At 58.9% G+C, this 15,965-nt stretch carries 12 protein-coding genes; all 12 read left to right on the top strand.

Going from position 1 to position 15,965, the window contains the following annotated elements; all coding sequences use genetic code 11:
* Positions 1-17: 17 nt before the first annotated feature.
* The 12 genes from ACQR3R_RS24490 (at position 18) to mdoH (ending at position 15,955) form a co-directional block, all read left to right on the top strand.
* Positions 18-1,487 carry a cytosine permease gene (locus tag ACQR3R_RS24490; RefSeq protein WP_428276247.1) on the top strand — a complete coding sequence of 490 codons (1,470 nt, stop codon included), beginning with the start codon at positions 18-20 and terminating at the stop codon, positions 1,485-1,487.
* Between the two features lie 76 nt (positions 1,488-1,563).
* The gene (locus ACQR3R_RS24485) at positions 1,564-2,532 is read left to right on the top strand and encodes a glycine betaine ABC transporter substrate-binding protein (RefSeq protein ID WP_428276245.1); all 969 of its coding nucleotides are present in this window, start codon (positions 1,564-1,566) and stop codon (positions 2,530-2,532) included.
* A 70-nt stretch (positions 2,533-2,602) separates the two neighbouring features.
* A complete protein-coding gene (locus ACQR3R_RS24480; RefSeq protein ID WP_428276243.1) occupies positions 2,603-3,454 on the top strand; it encodes an ABC transporter permease subunit in 852 nt (283 codons plus the stop codon).
* Positions 3,451-4,281 carry a betaine/proline/choline family ABC transporter ATP-binding protein gene (locus ACQR3R_RS24475; protein ID WP_428276241.1) on the top strand — a complete coding sequence of 277 codons (831 nt, stop codon included), beginning with the start codon at positions 3,451-3,453 and terminating at the stop codon, positions 4,279-4,281. Before ACQR3R_RS24480 ends, ACQR3R_RS24475 begins: the two co-directional genes overlap by 4 nt.
* 157 nt (positions 4,282-4,438) lie before the next feature.
* Positions 4,439-5,962, top strand: a complete 1,524-nt coding sequence (gene hutH / locus ACQR3R_RS24470) for a histidine ammonia-lyase (protein ID WP_428276239.1) — start codon at positions 4,439-4,441, stop codon at positions 5,960-5,962.
* Between the two features lie 119 nt (positions 5,963-6,081).
* Positions 6,082-7,614, top strand: coding sequence for a histidine ammonia-lyase (gene hutH / locus ACQR3R_RS24465; protein WP_428276237.1), 1,533 nt, complete (start codon positions 6,082-6,084; stop codon positions 7,612-7,614).
* 101 nt (positions 7,615-7,715) lie between these two features.
* Entirely contained in the window at positions 7,716-8,921 is a 1,206-nt protein-coding gene (gene hutI, locus ACQR3R_RS24460; protein ID WP_428276235.1) for an imidazolonepropionase, read from the top strand.
* Between the two features lie 10 nt (positions 8,922-8,931).
* Positions 8,932-9,735 carry an N-formylglutamate deformylase gene (hutG, locus tag ACQR3R_RS24455; protein WP_428276233.1) on the top strand — a complete coding sequence of 268 codons (804 nt, stop codon included), beginning with the start codon at positions 8,932-8,934 and terminating at the stop codon, positions 9,733-9,735.
* Between the two features lie 141 nt (positions 9,736-9,876).
* On the top strand, positions 9,877-10,848 hold the full coding sequence (pip, locus tag ACQR3R_RS24450; RefSeq protein ID WP_428276231.1) for a prolyl aminopeptidase: 972 nt from the start codon (positions 9,877-9,879) through the stop codon (positions 10,846-10,848).
* Positions 10,845-11,282 (top strand): D-aminoacyl-tRNA deacylase, encoded by a 438-nt coding sequence (dtd, locus tag ACQR3R_RS24445; protein ID WP_428276229.1) that lies wholly within the window; start codon positions 10,845-10,847, stop codon positions 11,280-11,282. Before pip ends, dtd begins: the two co-directional genes overlap by 4 nt.
* A 307-nt stretch (positions 11,283-11,589) precedes the next feature.
* A complete protein-coding gene (locus ACQR3R_RS24440; protein WP_428276227.1) occupies positions 11,590-13,392 on the top strand; it encodes a glucan biosynthesis protein in 1,803 nt (600 codons plus the stop codon).
* Positions 13,385-15,955 carry a glucans biosynthesis glucosyltransferase MdoH gene (gene mdoH, locus ACQR3R_RS24435; RefSeq protein WP_428276225.1) on the top strand — a complete coding sequence of 857 codons (2,571 nt, stop codon included), beginning with the start codon at positions 13,385-13,387 and terminating at the stop codon, positions 15,953-15,955. Before ACQR3R_RS24440 ends, mdoH begins: the two co-directional genes overlap by 8 nt.
* The last annotated feature ends 10 nt before the right edge of the window (positions 15,956-15,965 follow it).

Genomic DNA, 15,965 nt, shown 5'->3' with positions numbered 1-15,965 from the left:
TCCACAGAGGTTGAATCATGGCTGTTAACAACGATCGTGCAGGCAATAAACCGTTGATCGAGAGGCGCTCGATCGACTACATCCCGGAATCGGAAAGACACGGTCGTCTATTCAGCCAGTTCACCCTTTGGATGGGTGCCAATTTGCAAATTACCGCGATCGTGACGGGTGCTTTGGCGGTCGTGCTGGGCGGTGATGTGTTCTGGTCGTTGATCGGTTTGTTTATCGGTCAATTGCTCGGTGGTGGCGTGATGGCGCTGCATGCGGCGCAAGGGCCGAAGCTTGGACTGCCGCAGATGATTTCCAGTCGCGTGCAGTTCGGCGTTTATGGCGCGGCCATTCCAATCGTGCTGGTGTGCTTGATGTACCTCGGCTTCACCGCCACAGGCACCGTGCTTTCCGGCCAGGCGCTGGGTCAGTTGTTCGGCGTCAGTGACAGCGTCGGCATCCTCATTTTCGCCAGTGTCATCGTGCTGGTCACGGTGCTCGGCTATCGAGTGATCCATTGGATTGGTCGTATTGCCAGTGTCATTGGTGTGATTGCTTTCGTTTACCTGTTCAGCCGTCTGATTAGCCAGACCGACGTTGGCGCACTCCTGCAAATTCGTCACTTCAGCTGGAGCAGTTTCCTGCTCGCGGTATCGCTCGCGGCGTCCTGGCAAATCGCTTTCGGCCCTTACGTGGCTGACTATTCACGTTACCTGCCGAGCAATGTTTCCTCGGTCAAAACCTTTCTCGCCGCTGGCGCAGGTTCGGTCATCGGCGCTCAGGTGGCGATGATCCTCGGTGTGTTTGCCGCTGCAATGTCCAACGGCCAATTCGCCGGTCACGAAGTGGCCTACATCGTAGGTTTAGGCGGTACCGGCGCTACCGCTGCACTGCTGTACTTCAGCATCGCGTTCGGCAAGGTCACCATCTCCACACTGAACTCCTACGGCAGCTTCATGTGCATTGCGACCATCATCAGTGGTTTCCGTGGTCACCTGAAGGTATCGCGCCTTCAGCGCCTGGTGTTCGTGCTGGTTATCGTCGGTACCGCGACCCTGATCGCGTTGCTCGGTCAGCACTCGTTCCTCGGTGCGTTCAAATCTTTCATCCTGTTTTTGCTGGCGTTCTTTACACCCTGGAGCGCGATCAACCTGGTGGACTACTACTGCATCACTCGCGAGCGCTATGACGTGCCGGCACTGGCCGATCCGAACGGTCGCTACGGTCGTTGGAATCTTCTGGGTATCAGCATCTATGTGTTCGGTGTGCTGGTGCAGCTGCCGTTCATCTCCACCAAGTTCTACACCGGTCCGCTGGTGGCCGCTCTGGGTGATGTGGATATTTCCTGGATCATCGGCCTGGTGCTTCCCGCAGCCCTGTATTACGTGTGTGCGAAAAAATGGCACGGCGCCGTGCCCGATAAGATGATTCTGCCGGTCGAGCAGAACGTGGTCACAGAACAAAAAACAACCAGGGCGGGCCGTGCCACTGCGGTGTGAAGCCCGATTGGACGTGGACAGGGCTGGATGCCTCTTGACTGCCGTATGCCAATTAATGACTAGGAGCATCAGCCCAATGAAGTCGAACAAGACCTTACTGACCACACTATTTTCCATGGGCCTGTTGGCCAGTGCCGGTGCCACTCAGGCTGCCGGTTGGTGCGAATCGGGAAAACCGGTGAAGTTTGCCGGCCTGAACTGGGAAAGCGGCATGTTGCTGACCGACGTGCTGCAAGTCGTGCTGGAAAAAGGCTATGACTGCAAGACCGATAGCCTGCCGGGCAACTCCATCACCATGGAAAACGCCTTGAGCAGTAACGATATTCAAGTGTTCGCTGAAGAGTGGGTGGGCCGCAGCGAGGTCTGGAACAAGGCCGAGAAGGCCGGCAAGGTTGTGGGTGTCGGCGCTCCGGTCGTGGGTGCGGTTGAAGGCTGGTACGTGCCACGTTATGTCATTGAAGGCGACGCCAAGCGCAAGCTGGAACCTAAAGCCCCTGACCTGAAGAATATCGCTGACCTGGCCAAATATTCAGCGGTGTTCAAAGATCAGGAAGAACCTTCCAAGGGCCGTTTTTACAATTGCCCCGCCGGTTGGACCTGTGAACTCGACAACAGCGAGATGCTGAAAAGCTACGGCCTGGAAAGCATCTATACCAACTTCCGCCCGGGCACCGGCCCGGCGCTGGATGCGGCCGCGCTGTCGAGCTACAAACGCGGTGAACCAATCCTGTTCTATTACTGGTCGCCAACGCCGCTGATGGGCCAGCTCGACCTGGTCAAACTCGACGAGAAGCCAGGTGTGGATAAGCATGTGACCATCAAGGTCGGCCTGTCCAAGACGTTCCACGACGAAGCCCCGGAACTGGTGGCCGTGCTGGAGAAGGTCAACCTGCCAATCGATATCCTCAATCAAAACCTGGCTCGCATGACCAAAGAGCGGATCGCGTCGCCGAAACTGGCGAAGATCTTCTTGAAGGAACATCCTGAAGTCTGGCACGCATGGGTGAGCGACGACGCCGCCAAAAAAATCGACGCGGCCTTGTAGGTCATGGTCTTTCCACTGCCGGTAACGGCAGTCGGATGCTTGATCGCAACCCCTTGATTGAGAGCCTCTTATGTTTCCCGAAAGCTTTACCTTTTCCATCGCTGATTGGGTCAACAATTGGGTTGATTCGCTGGTCACCAATTACGGTGATGTTTTTCGGCACATCTCCGACACCCTGTTGTGGGCCATCGTCAATCTTGAAGGCCTGCTGCGTGCGGCGCCCTGGTGGTTGATGTTGGCCATCGTCGGCGTGATTGCCTGGCATGCCACTCGCAAAGTGGTGACCACCGCGGTCATCGTCGGTTTGCTGTTTCTGGTGGGTGCGGTCGGCCTCTGGGACAAACTGATGCAGACGCTCGCGCTGATGATGGTGGCGACGGTCATTTCGGTATTGATCGGCATTCCGCTGGGCATTCTTTCGGCGCGCAGCAATCGCTTGCGTTCGGTGCTGATGCCGTTGCTGGACATCATGCAAACCATGCCGAGTTTCGTCTACCTGATCCCGGTGCTGATGCTGTTCGGCCTGGGCAAGGTGCCGGCGATTTTCGCCACGGTGATCTACGCCGCCCCACCACTGATTCGCTTGACCGATCTGGGTATTCGCCAGGTTGACGGCGAAGTGATGGAAGCGATCAACGCCTTCGGTGCCAACCGCTGGCAGCAACTGTTTGGCGTGCAACTGCCGTTGGCCTTGCCAAGCATCATGGCCGGGATCAACCAGACCACTATGATGGCGCTGTCGATGGTGGTCATCGCCTCGATGATCGGCGCGCGCGGTTTGGGCGAAGACGTGTTGGTGGGTATTCAAACTCTCAACGTCGGGCGCGGCCTTGAAGCCGGCCTGGCGATCGTGATTCTCGCAGTGGTCATCGACCGCATCACTCAGGCGTATGGTCGGCCACGGCATGAGGTGAACAAATGAGCAACGAAGCCATCAGCAAGATTGAAGTCAAAAACGTCTTCAAGATTTTCGGCAACCGTTCCAAGGATGCGCTGGCCATGATCGGCCAAGGCAAAACCAAAGACCAGGTGCTGTCTGAAACCGGCTGCGTGGTCGGTGTGAACGATTTGTCGTTGAGCATCGGCACCGGTGAGATCTTCGTGATCATGGGCCTTTCCGGCTCTGGTAAATCGACCTTGGTGCGCCACTTCAATCGCCTGATCGATCCTACCAGCGGCGCGATCCTGGTCGACGGCGTGGACATCCTGCAATACGACATGGAAGCCCTGCGTCAATTCCGCCGGCACAAGATCAGCATGGTGTTCCAGAGCTTCGGCCTGCTGCCGCACAAGACAGTGTTGGACAATGTGGCATACGGCCTGAAGGTGCGCGGCGAGAGCAAGCAAGTGTGCTCGGAGCGCGCGCTGCACTGGATCAACACCGTGGGCCTCAAAGGTTACGAGAACAAGTACCCGCATCAGCTCTCGGGCGGCATGCGTCAGCGTGTGGGCCTGGCCCGCGCCCTGGCGGCCGATACCGACATCATCCTGATGGACGAAGCCTTCAGCGCACTCGACCCGTTGATCCGCGCCGAGATGCAGGACCAGTTACTGGAACTGCAAAAGACCCTGCACAAGACCATCGTCTTCATCACTCACGACCTCGATGAAGCGGTACGGATCGGCAATCGCATTGCAATCCTCAAGGATGGCCGCCTGATTCAGGTCGGCACGCCGCGAGAGATTTTGCATTCGCCAGCGGATGAGTACGTGGATCGGTTCGTACAGCGACGCGCTGCGGTGGTTTAACGATTTGCGGGTGGTGAACTCTATTGTGGTGAGGGGATTTATCCCCGTTCGAACGCGAAGCGGTCGCCTTTTTTGGGGCTGTTGCGCATCCCAGCCGGGATAAATCCCCTCGCCACAGGGTTTCATGGATCAACAGAATTTTTGTATGAGGCTCCAGATGTCCCAGGCTGAAAAAATCGTTATCACCGGCGATCACCTGCGTTGGCAGGATGTGGTCGCCGTCGCCCGTCACGGCGCTCAGCTTGAGCTGTCGGCGCAGGCCTGGGCTCGTATCGAAAACGCCCAGGCCATCGTGCAGCGCATCGTCGTCAGCGGTGAGCGTGCCTATGGCGTCAACACGGGCCTGGGCGCGTTGTGCAACGTCTCGCTGAAGGGTGAACAGCTCAGCCAGTTGTCGCGCAATACGCTGCTCAGCCATGCGTGTGGCGTAGGCACCCCGCTTGCCGATGAGCAAACCCGCGCGATCATGTGCGCGGCAATTCGCAACTACAGCCACGGCAAATCCGGCCTTCACCGGCAAGTGGTCGAAGCGCTGCTGGCGCTGCTCAACCACGGCATTACCCCGCAAGTGCCGTCCCAGGGTTCGGTGGGTTACCTGACCCACATGGCCCACATCGGCATTGCGCTGCTGGGTGTCGGGAACGTCAGCTACCGGGGGCGGGTTGTTACGGCGCAGCAAGCGTTGGCCGAAGAAGGCCTGCAACCGGTTCAGCTCGGCGCTAAGGATGGCTTGTGCTTGGTCAACGGCACGCCGTGCATGACCGGTCTCAGTTGCCTTGCCCTGGCCGATGCCACGCGCCTGGTGCAATGGGCCGATGTGATTGGCGCCATGAGTTTTGAAGCGCAACGTGGCCAGATTGCAGCGTTTGATGCCGAGATCATCGCGCTCAAACCGCACCCGGGCATGCAGCAAGTGGGCATCAACTTGCGAGCGTTGCTCGACGGCAGCGAAGTGATTGCCAGCAGCAAAGGCATTCGCACCCAAGATGCGCTGAGCATCCGCTCGATTCCGCAGGTGCACGGTGCCGCTCGCGATCAACTGGCGCATGCGGTTAAACAGATCGAAACCGAACTGAACGGCTGCACCGACAACCCGTTGCTGCTGGGCACGCCGGACGACTTCCGGGTGATGTCTCAGGCTAATCCACACGGCCAGTCGGTGGCGTTGGCGGCAGATGTGCTGGCCATTGCCATGGCCGAAATCGGCTCGATTGCCGAGCGTCGCCTCGATCGTTTGATCAACCCGCACGTCAGCGGCTTGCCAGCGTTTCTGGTGGCGAATCCGGGAGTCAATTCCGGGATGATGATCGTCCAGTACGTGGCCGCTTCACTGTGCGCCGAAAACCGTCAACTGGCGCAACCGGCCGTGCTCGACAACTACGTCACCTCGGGCCTGCAGGAAGATCACTTGAGCATGGGCACCAACGCGGCGCTGAAGCTGCATCGCGCACTGGAAAACTGCACGCAGATACTCGCCATCGAATACCTGTTGGCCGCCCAGGCGTTTGAATTTTTGAAAGAACAACGCTTCGGCGCCGGCACCGATACCGCGTGGCGTCTGTTGCGCGAGCGGGTGCCGGCGTACGACCAGGACCGATGGCTGGCACCAGACATCGCTGCCGCTGCCGGCGTTTTGAAAGCACCCGATTTGCTGCACAAGGCGTTACCCGATCTGCATTGATTTCCCTACCACCAGCGTGCCAAGGCGCCAGCCCTTCTCATAAAGAGGGGAAGCGACGGACAACGGACATCTCCGGAGCGTCTGGTTAGTTAATAAAAGCTCTCAAAAGGAGAACGAATGTGACTGCGCTTAATTTGATTCCCGGCCAACTGAGCCTTGCCCAACTGCGTGCTATCTATCAGCAACCTGTCCAGATATCGCTCGACAACAGCGCCTCGGCGCAGATCGAAGCCAGTGTTGCCTGCGTCGAGCAGATCCTCGCCGAGAACCGCACTGCCTATGGCATCAACACCGGTTTCGGCCTGCTGGCCTCGACCCGTATCGCCAGCGAAGACCTGGAAAACCTCCAGCGCTCGCTGGTGTTATCGCATGCCGCCGGCGTCGGCGCGCCGATCAGTGACGCATTGGTGCGCCTGGTCATGGTGCTTAAGGTCAACAGCCTCAGCCGTGGTTTTTCCGGTATTCGCCGAGTTGTGATCGACGCGCTGATCGCACTGATCAACGCCGAGGTTTACCCGCACATTCCGTTGAAGGGGTCGGTGGGTGCTTCCGGCGATTTGGCGCCGTTGGCGCACATGTCGCTGGTATTGCTGGGTGAAGGCAAGGCTCGCTACAAGGGCGAATGGCTTGAGGCGACCGAAGCGCTGAAAGTCGCCGGTTTGACCCCGCTGACCCTGGCGGCGAAAGAAGGCCTGGCGCTGCTTAACGGCACTCAGGTTTCCACTGCGTACGCGTTGCGTGGCTTGTTTGAAGGCGAAGACTTGTTTGCCGGCGCCGTCGCGCTGGGCGCTATGACGGTTGAAGCGGTACTGGGTTCGCGTTCGCCGTTCGACGCACGCATCCACGCTGCTCGCGGCCAGAAAGGCCAGATCGACGCCGCCGCCGCGTACCGCGATTTGCTGGGCGAGCGCAGTGAGGTGTCTGACTCGCACCAGAACTGTGAAAAGGTTCAGGATCCGTACTCCCTGCGTTGCCAGCCGCAAGTCATGGGCGCCTGCCTGACCCAGTTCCGTCAGGCCGCCGAAGTGCTGGTGATCGAAGCCAACGCGGTTTCCGATAACCCGCTGGTGTTCGCGGCTGAAGGCGACGTGATCTCGGGCGGTAACTTCCACGCCGAGCCGGTGGCCATGGCCGCTGACAACATGGCGCTGGCCATCGCTGAAATCGGTTCCCTGAGTGAGCGCCGTATCTCGCTGATGATGGACAAGCACATGTCGCAACTGCCACCGTTTTTGGTGGCCAATGGCGGCGTGAACTCCGGCTTCATGATCGCGCAGGTGACGGCGGCAGCACTGGCTAGCGAGAACAAGGCGCTGGCTCATCCGCATTCTGTGGACAGCATACCCACTTCCGCGAACCAGGAAGACCACGTGTCCATGGCCCCGGCGGCCGGCAAGCGTTTGTGGGAAATGGCCGATAACACCCGTGGCGTATTGGCGGTGGAATGGCTGGCTGCAGCCCAGGGTCTGGATTTGCGCAACGGTCTGAAGACCTCGCCGAAACTGGAAAAGGCCCGCGCTATTTTACGAGCTGAAGTACCGTTTTATGAGAAAGATCGCTTCTTTGCGCCCGACATCAATGCCGCGAGTGAGTTGCTGGCCACGGGCTGCCTGAATGAACTGGTCCAAGCCAGGCTTTTGCCTAGCCTGTGATGTACTCATCGCCAGCAGGCTGGCTGCCACAGTTGCGTTGCGCATCCCTGTGGGAGCCTGCCTGCTGGCGATTCGAATGTGAATACTGTGGAGACTAAGGGATGAATACCCTCTGGCAAAACTGCCACGTCGCAACCATGGCGCAAGGCGTCTACTCGATCATCGAGGATGCGGCCATCGTGACGTCCGGTGCGCACATTGAGTGGATCGGCCCGCGCGGCGAATTGCCGTCGGCTGAGTACCCGACCGTCAACGATTTAAACGGTGCTTGGGTTACCCCGGGCCTGATCGATTGCCACACGCACACCGTGTTCGGTGGTAATCGCAGCGGCGAATTCGAACAGCGCCTGCAAGGTGTCAGCTATGCGGACATCGCGGCGGCCGGTGGTGGCATCGCCAGTACCGTACGCGCCACTCGCGCTGCCACCGAAGACGAACTGTTCGCCAGCGCCGCCAAACGCTTGAAAAGCCTGATGCGCGATGGTGTGACCACGGTCGAAATGAAATCCGGTTACGGCCTCGACCTTGCCAGTGAACGCAAGATCTTGCGGGTCATTCGTCGTCTGGGCGCTGAACTCCCGGTCAGCGTACGCAGCACTTGCCTGGCCGCTCACGCGTTGCCACCGGAATACGCTGATCGCGCCGACGACTACATCGATCACATCTGCACCGAAATGCTCCCGGCCCTGGCTGCTGAAGGGCTGGTGGACGCAGTCGATGCGTTCTGTGAATACCTGGCGTTTTCGCCGGCTCAAGTGGAACGCGTATTCATCACCGCCCAAGCGCTTGGGTTGCCGGTGAAACTGCATGCCGAGCAATTGTCATCGCTGCACGGTTCGAGTCTGGCTGCGCGTTATCACGCCTTGTCCGCCGATCACCTGGAGTTCATGACCGAAGAAGACGCCATCGCCATGGCCCGCTCCGGCACGGTCGCAGTGCTGTTGCCCGGCGCGTTTTACTTCCTGCGTGAAACCCAATTGCCGCCGATGGACGCATTGCGCAAACACGGGGTGAAAATTGCGATCGCCAGCGACCTCAATCCCGGTACGTCACCAGCGCTGTCGCAGCGTTTGATGTTGAACATGGCGTGCACCTGTTTTCGCATGACCCCGGAAGAGGCGTTGGCCGGCGCGACCCTTCACGCTGCGGCCGCGTTGGGCATGGCCGCGACGCACGGTTCGCTCGAAGTCGGCAAGGTCGCGGACTTTGTTGCCTGGCAAATCGATCGTCCCGCCGACCTGTCGTACTGGCTGGGCGGTGACCTGGAAAAACGCGTCGTGCGTCACGGCGTAGAAACGAGCGTATAGGAGAGCAGTGGTGGATAAGGTTCTGAACTTCAAACAAGGCCGCGTGCCGCTGCTGATCAGCATGCCCCACGCGGGTGTGCGCCTGACCCCGGCGGTCGAGGCCGGGCTGATCGCGGATGCGCGCAGCCTGCCGGACACTGACTGGCACATCCCGCAGCTCTACGCGTTCGCCGCCGAGCTGGGGGCCAGTACGCTGGCCGCCGAGTATTCGCGATTTGTCATCGACCTCAACCGTCCGTCCGACGACAAACCATTGTACGTCGGTGCAACCACCGGTCTGTACCCGGCAACCTTGTTTGATGGCATTCCATTGTTTCGTGACGGCATGGCGCCGTCGGCCGCTGAGCGTGCCGCGTATCTGCAACAGGTGTGGACGCCGTATCACAGCACTTTGCAAAGCGAGCTGGCGCGACTGAAAGCCGAGTTCGGTTATGCGTTGCTGTTCGATGCGCATTCGATCCGCTCGATCATCCCGCACCTGTTCGACGGCAAGCTGCCGGATTTCAACCTGGGTACTTTCAACGGCGCCAGTTGCGACCCTCAACTGGCCACGCAACTGGAAGCGATTTGCGCCCGTCACGACGATTACAGCCATGTGCTGAACGGTCGTTTCAAGGGCGGCCACATCACGCGTCATTACGGTAACCCCGCCGAAAATATTCATGCCGTGCAGTTGGAGCTGAGCCAGTGCACCTACATGGAAGAGTTCGAGCCGTTCCGCTATCGCCCTGATCTGGCCGCGCCGACGCAGGTGGTGCTCAAGCAATTGCTGCAAGCGATGTTGGCTTGGGGCGAAAAGCACTACAACGCCTAAGCCTGCGCCTTGCCTCTGCAGGCGTGAACACGCTCGCGCTTACAGGGGCATGCTCATTGACGTAATTCGGGTTTATGATGCCGGACGGCAGAATAATAGATGTCCCCCCAGGGATGACCTCGACCCCTTACGGAGCGCGCAATGCAGACTTTGTACCCGCAGATCAAACCCTACGCCCGGCACGATCTGGCCGTCGATGAAACCCATACCCTGTACGTCGACGAAAGCGGTTCACCGCAAGGTTTGCCAGTCGTGTTCATTCATGGCGGTCCTGGCGCCGGGTGCGACGCCCAAAGTCGGCGCTTTTTCGATCCCAACCTCTACCGTATCGTCACATTCGACCAGCGTGGTTGCGGTCGCTCTACGCCGCACGCCAGCCTTGAAAACAACACCACCTGGGATCTGGTTGCTGACCTGGAGCGTATTCGCCAGCATTTGGGCATCGACAAATGGGTGCTGTTTGGCGGCTCATGGGGATCGACCCTGGCGCTGGCCTACGCACAAACCCATCCGGAACGTGTGCATGGCCTGATCCTGCGGGGGATTTTTCTATGCCGTCCGCAGGAGATCGAGTGGTTCTATCAGGCAGGCGCCAGCCGTCTGTTTCCCGACTACTGGCAGGACTACATCGCACCGATCCCGTTGGACGAGCGCGACGACTTGCTCACCGCTTTCCACAAGCGCCTGATCGGTAATGATCAGATTGCTCAAATGCATGCCGCCAAAGCGTGGTCGACCTGGGAAGGCCGCACAGCAACCTTGCGCCCGAACCCGTTGGTGGTGGATCGCTTCTGCGAGCCGCAGCGTGCTTTGTCCATTGCCCGTATCGAGTGCCATTACTTCACGAACAATTCGTTCCTCGAACCCAACCAGTTGATTCGCGACATGGGCAAGATCGCCCATTTGCCCGGCGTGATCGTCCACGGTCGCTACGACGTGATCTGCCCGTTGGATAATGCCTGGGAACTGCATCAGAACTGGCCGAACAGCGAACTGCAGGTTATCCGCGACGCGGGTCATGCTGCGTCCGAACCTGGCATCACCGACGCGCTGGTGCGTGCCGCCGATCAGATGGCCCGGCGCATGCTCGACCTGCCGCCAGAAGAAGCATGAAGGGTCTGTTGCAACGCGTGCGGGGTGCGCGCGTCGAGGTAGCGGGGGAAGTGGTTGGCGCAGTTGATCAGGGTTTACTGGTGTTGGTGGCCATCGAACCCAACGACACACGTGTCAGTGCCGACAAACTTCTCCATAAGCTGCTTAACTATCGAGTGTTCAGCGACGCCGAAGGCAAGATGAATCTGTCCTTGGCGGAGGTGGGCGGCGGGTTGCTGCTGGTCTCTCAGTTCACCCTGGCTGCCGACACCAAAAGCGGATTGCGACCGAGTTTCTCGACCGCAGCCCCACCAGCCCTGGGCGAGGAGTTATTCGACTATCTAGTAGGCAAAGCGAAACAAGTGCATGGCACTGTGGCATCAGGTAGATTCGGCGCGGATATGCAGGTGCACCTGGTCAATGATGGCCCGGTAACCTTCCTGTTACAGACCTGAAAGCGCTTGAAACATGTTTTTAAGGGCTTTTTCGCTGAAAACAGGGGTTTTACCCGATAAATACTTTGTTACCCCTGATGCGTTGTAACGCGGCCTACTAGATAATCGCGCGCTACGGGGATCAGCGTTCGTTGGTCCATTTTTGACTTAGGTAGAGACTTGTCCGGGACCTGTTGGGGAATCATTTAGCCCCATAGGAGTCGGAACAATGCTCGCCAACCTGGCATATAGATAGCTGGCCGTTGGTTTATTGATCTGTTTTCGGCGAGGGTTGCTCGTGATTGTTAGTCCCTGTAATGCACCAATTTTGTCTACCAAACGGTTACGTAGCGCACTGGTAGCGGGCTCTGCACTGCTCTGCCTGCTCAGCGCCGGCCAGCTTTGGGCATTCAATCTGGATGATGTATCGGTCAAGGCAAAAGAGCTGGCCGGGCAAAAATACGAAGCCCCGCGCAGTAACTTGCCGACCGAATTTCGCGAGATGAAATTCGCGGACTATCAAAAAATTCGTTTCCGCACCGAAAAAGCTGAATGGGCCGATCAGAAAACCCCGTTCAAACTGTCGTTCTATCACCAGGGTATGCACTTCGATACTCCGGTGAAAATCAACGAAATCACCGCTAACACCGTCGAAGAGATCAAATACGACCCAAGTCGCTTTGATTTTGGCGATGTGAAATTCGATCCAAAAGCCACTGAGCAACTGGGTTATGCCGGTTTCCGTGTGCTGTACCCGATCAACAAGGCCGACAAGCAAGACGAAATCATGACCATGCTCGGCGCGAGTTATTTCCGCGTTGTCGGCAAGGGTCACACCTACGGTTTGTCTGCCCGCGGCATGGCGATTGATACCGCTTTGCCGTCCGGTGAAGAATTCCCGCGTTTCACCGAGTTCTGGATTCAGCAGCCGAAGCCAGGCGACAAGCACCTGGTGATCTTTGCCTTGCTGGATTCGCCACGCGCTACCGGCGCCTATCGCCTTATCCTGCGCCCGGGCAGCGACACCATCGTCGACGTCAAGGCCCGGATGTTCCTGCGTGACAAGGTCACCAAACTGGGCATCGCGCCGCTGACCAGCATGTTCCTGTTCGGTGCCAACCAGCCGTCAAAAGTACTGAACTACCGTCGTGAGCTGCATGACTCCAGCGGTTTGTCGATTCATGCCGGTAACGGCGAGTGGATCTGGCGTCCATTGAACAACCCGAAACACCTGGCGGTGAGCAACTTCTCCATCGAGAACCCGCGTGGCTTCGGTTTGCTGCAACGTGGCCGTGACTTCAGCCACTACGAAGACCTCGATGACCGCTACGACAAGCGTCCAAGTGCCTGGATCGAGCCAAAAGGCGATTGGGGCAAGGGTTCTGTCGACCTGGTCGAAATTCCGACCGCCGACGAAACCAACGACAACATCGTTGCGTTCTGGAGCCCGGAAAAACTGCCTGAGCCAGGTCAGCCACTCGACGTTGCCTATCGCATGCACTGGACCATCGACGAAGCTGCGCTGCACGCACCGGACAGCGCTTGGGTCAAACAGACCTTGCGCTCCACGGGTGATGTGAAACAGTCCAACCTGATTCGTCAGCCAGACGGCAGCGTTGCTTATCTGGTGGACTTCGAGGGCCCGTCCCTTGCTGCATTGCCGCCCGATGCGGACGTTCGCAGCCAGGTCAGCGTTGGCGACAATGCCGAACTGGTCGAAAACAGCGTGCGTTACAACCCTGAGACCAAGGGCTGGCGCCTGACGCTGCGCATGAAGATCAAGGATCCGGGCAAGTCCACCGAGATGCGTGCGGCACTGGTTGAGAACATCGTGCCGGCGGACCTCGCCAAGACCTCGCTGCCAGCGTCCAACTCTTCTGTCGCCAAGGCAGACAAAGTGGCCGCCAAGCAACAAGAGAAGGAAGACAAGGAAGCCAAGCAGGCCGAGGCCCAACAGGCCAAACAGGCAGATGCCAAGCCTGTCGCCGATGCCAAGAAGGACAAGTCCACGGACAACAAAGACGCCAAGCAGCCAGCGGCTGCGGACGCGGCCCCAGCCACACCGGAACCGGCCTCGACTGAAGAAGTCCTGACCGAGACCTGGAGCTATCAGTTGCCTGCCGATGAGTAATTCTCAAGTACAGCCAGAAACTCTTTCGGAGTATCTGGCGCATCTGCCGATGACCGACGAGCAGCGCGCGGAACTCGCGGGCTGCCAGTCTTTCAGCGAGCTGCACCAACGTCTGTCATCGTCGACATTCGACGCCCCGGCCGAGGCTGCGCAAGCCTCGGTGGGCCGTCGCCTGACCCTGAACTCCGCTGAAGAACTGCAAGACGCTGAAATGCTTGCGGTCGATGCCAATGGTCGAGTGGTGCTCAAAGCCACTCCACCGATCCGTCGCACCAAAGTTGTACCCGAGCCGTGGCGTACCAATATCCTGGTGCGCGGCTGGCGCCGCATGACCGGTCGCACCAATCCGCCGGCACCGCCCAAGGATGAACGTGTGCTGCCGGCCGCCCGGTGGCGCACCGTTGGTTCGATCCGTCGTTACATTTTGCTGATCCTGATGCTCGGCCAGACCATCGTCGCCGGCTGGTACATGAAAGGCATCATGCCGTATCAGGGTTGGTCATTCGTTGACCTGAACGAAGTGCTGCATCAACCGTTGATGCAAACGGCCACGCAAGTGCTGCCGTATGCGCTGCAAACCAGCATTCTGATTTTGTTCGGGATTCTGTTTTGCTGGGTGTCTGCCGGTTTCTGGACGGCGCTGATGGGCTTCCTCGAGTTGCTCACCGGGCATGACAAATACCGCATCTCCGGCAAAAGTGCCGGCAATGAGCCGATCGCCAAAGACGCGCGTACCGCTCTGGTCATGCCGATCTGCAACGAAGACGTGCCACGTGTATTCGCCGGTTTGCGGGCGACTTTCGAGTCGGTTGCGGCCACGGGCGACCTGGACCGTTTCGACTTCTTCGTTCTAAGCGACAGTAATGAAGCCGACATCTGCGTTGCCGAGCAACAAGCTTGGCTGGATGTTTGCCGTGAAGCCAAAGGCTTTGGCAAGATTTTCTATCGTCGCCGCCGCCGCCGTGTAAAACGCAAAAGCGGCAACCTCGATGACTTCTGCCGTCGCTGGGGTGGCGATTACAAATACATGGTCGTGCTCGACGCCGACTCGGTAATGAGTGGCGAATGCCTGACCAGCCTGGTGCGCTTGATGGAAGCCACGCCAGATGCCGGGATCATCCAGACCGCGCCGCGTGCGTCGGGCATGGACACCCTTTATGCGCGCATGCAGCAATTTGCGACTCGCGTGTACGGTCCGCTGTTCACCGCCGGCCTGCACTTCTGGCAGTTGGGCGAATCCCATTACTGGGGCCACAACGCAATCATCCGCATGAAGCCGTTTATCGAGCACTGCGCCTTGGCGCCGTTGCCGGGTAAAGGTGCGTTTGCCGGTGCGATCCTGTCTCACGACTTCGTCGAAGCGGCACTGATGCGTCGTGCTGGCTGGGGCGTCTGGATTGCTTACGATCTGCCGGGCAGCTACGAAGAGCTGCCGCCGAACCTGCTGGATGAACTCAAGCGTGACCGTCGCTGGTGCCACGGCAACCTGATGAACTTCCGGCTGTTTCTGGTCAAAGGCATGCACCCGGTGCACCGCGCGGTGTTCCTGACCGGCGTGATGTCTTACCTGTCGGCACCGCTGTGGTTCTTCTTCCTTGTATTGTCGACAGCGCTGCTGGCGGTCAATACGCTGATGGAACCTCAGTACTTCATGGAGCCGCGACAGCTTTATCCGCTATGGCCGCAGTGGCATCCGGACAAGGCGGTTGCGTTGTTCTCAACCACTATCGTGCTGCTGTTCCTGCCGAAGTTGCTGAGCATCATCCTGATCTGGGCCAAAGGTGCGAAAGAGTTCGGTGGCAAGTTCAAGGTGACGCTGTCGATGCTGCTGGAGATGCTGTTCTCCATGCTGCTGGCGCCAGTGCGGATGATCTTCCACACCCGTTTTGTACTGGCCGCGTTCCTCGGTTGGGCGGCGACCTGGAATTCGCCACAACGCGACGACGACTCCACGCCATGGAGCGAAGCAGTAAAACGCCACGGTCCACAAACCCTGCTGGGCTTCTTCTGGGCGCTGCTGGTGGTCTGGTTGAACCCTAGTTTCCTGTGGTGGTTGGTGCCGATCGTCGGTTCGTTGATGCTGTCGATCCCTGTGTCGGTCATTTCCAGCCGCGTGGGTCTGGGCCTGAAGTCGCGTGACGAGAGCCTGTTCCTGATACCTGAGGAATACAATCCGCCACAAGCGTTGCTTGCGACTGACCAGTACACCCATGAAAACCGTTATCACGCGCTGAAAGACGGTTTTGTACGGGCAGTGGTCGATCCGCAGCAGAACGCTTTGGCGTGCTCGCTGGCGACCTCGCGCCATAATCTGGCCGAGCCGATTGAATGGCTGCGCGTCGAGCGTGTTCGTCATGCGTTGAAGGTCGGGCCGGACGGTCTGAACAACAACGAGCGGGTACAACTGCTGAGCGACCCGGTGGCTTTGGCTCGTTTGCACGAGCAGATCTGGAGCGAAGGTCATGCCGAGTGGTTGCAAGCCTGGCGCCAGTCGGTGAAAGCCGATCCGCATGCGCCGCTGCTGCCGCTCAAGCCGCTGAGCGCACAGCCTCAGTTGGCTTAACAAAGAAACC

Origin of the sequence: Gordonia sp. IEGM753 (genome assembly GCF_050321825.1) — a bacterium.
Taxonomy (GTDB): domain Bacteria; phylum Pseudomonadota; class Gammaproteobacteria; order Pseudomonadales; family Pseudomonadaceae; genus Aquipseudomonas.
This window is presented reverse-complemented; position numbering and strand designations above follow the sequence as displayed.

Coding starts and splice junctions, on each gene's coding strand:
- ACQR3R_RS24490 (WP_428276247.1), top strand. CDS start 18: ATGGCTGTTAACAACGATCGTGCAGGCAATAAACCGTTGATCGAGAGG.
- ACQR3R_RS24485 (WP_428276245.1), top strand. CDS start 1,564: ATGAAGTCGAACAAGACCTTACTGACCACACTATTTTCCATGGGCCTG.
- ACQR3R_RS24480 (WP_428276243.1), top strand. CDS start 2,603: ATGTTTCCCGAAAGCTTTACCTTTTCCATCGCTGATTGGGTCAACAAT.
- ACQR3R_RS24475 (WP_428276241.1), top strand. CDS start 3,451: ATGAGCAACGAAGCCATCAGCAAGATTGAAGTCAAAAACGTCTTCAAG.
- hutH (WP_428276239.1), top strand. CDS start 4,439: ATGTCCCAGGCTGAAAAAATCGTTATCACCGGCGATCACCTGCGTTGG.
- hutI (WP_428276235.1), top strand. CDS start 7,716: ATGAATACCCTCTGGCAAAACTGCCACGTCGCAACCATGGCGCAAGGC.
- pip (WP_428276231.1), top strand. CDS start 9,877: ATGCAGACTTTGTACCCGCAGATCAAACCCTACGCCCGGCACGATCTG.
- dtd (WP_428276229.1), top strand. CDS start 10,845: ATGAAGGGTCTGTTGCAACGCGTGCGGGGTGCGCGCGTCGAGGTAGCG.
- mdoH (WP_428276225.1), top strand. CDS start 13,385: ATGAGTAATTCTCAAGTACAGCCAGAAACTCTTTCGGAGTATCTGGCG.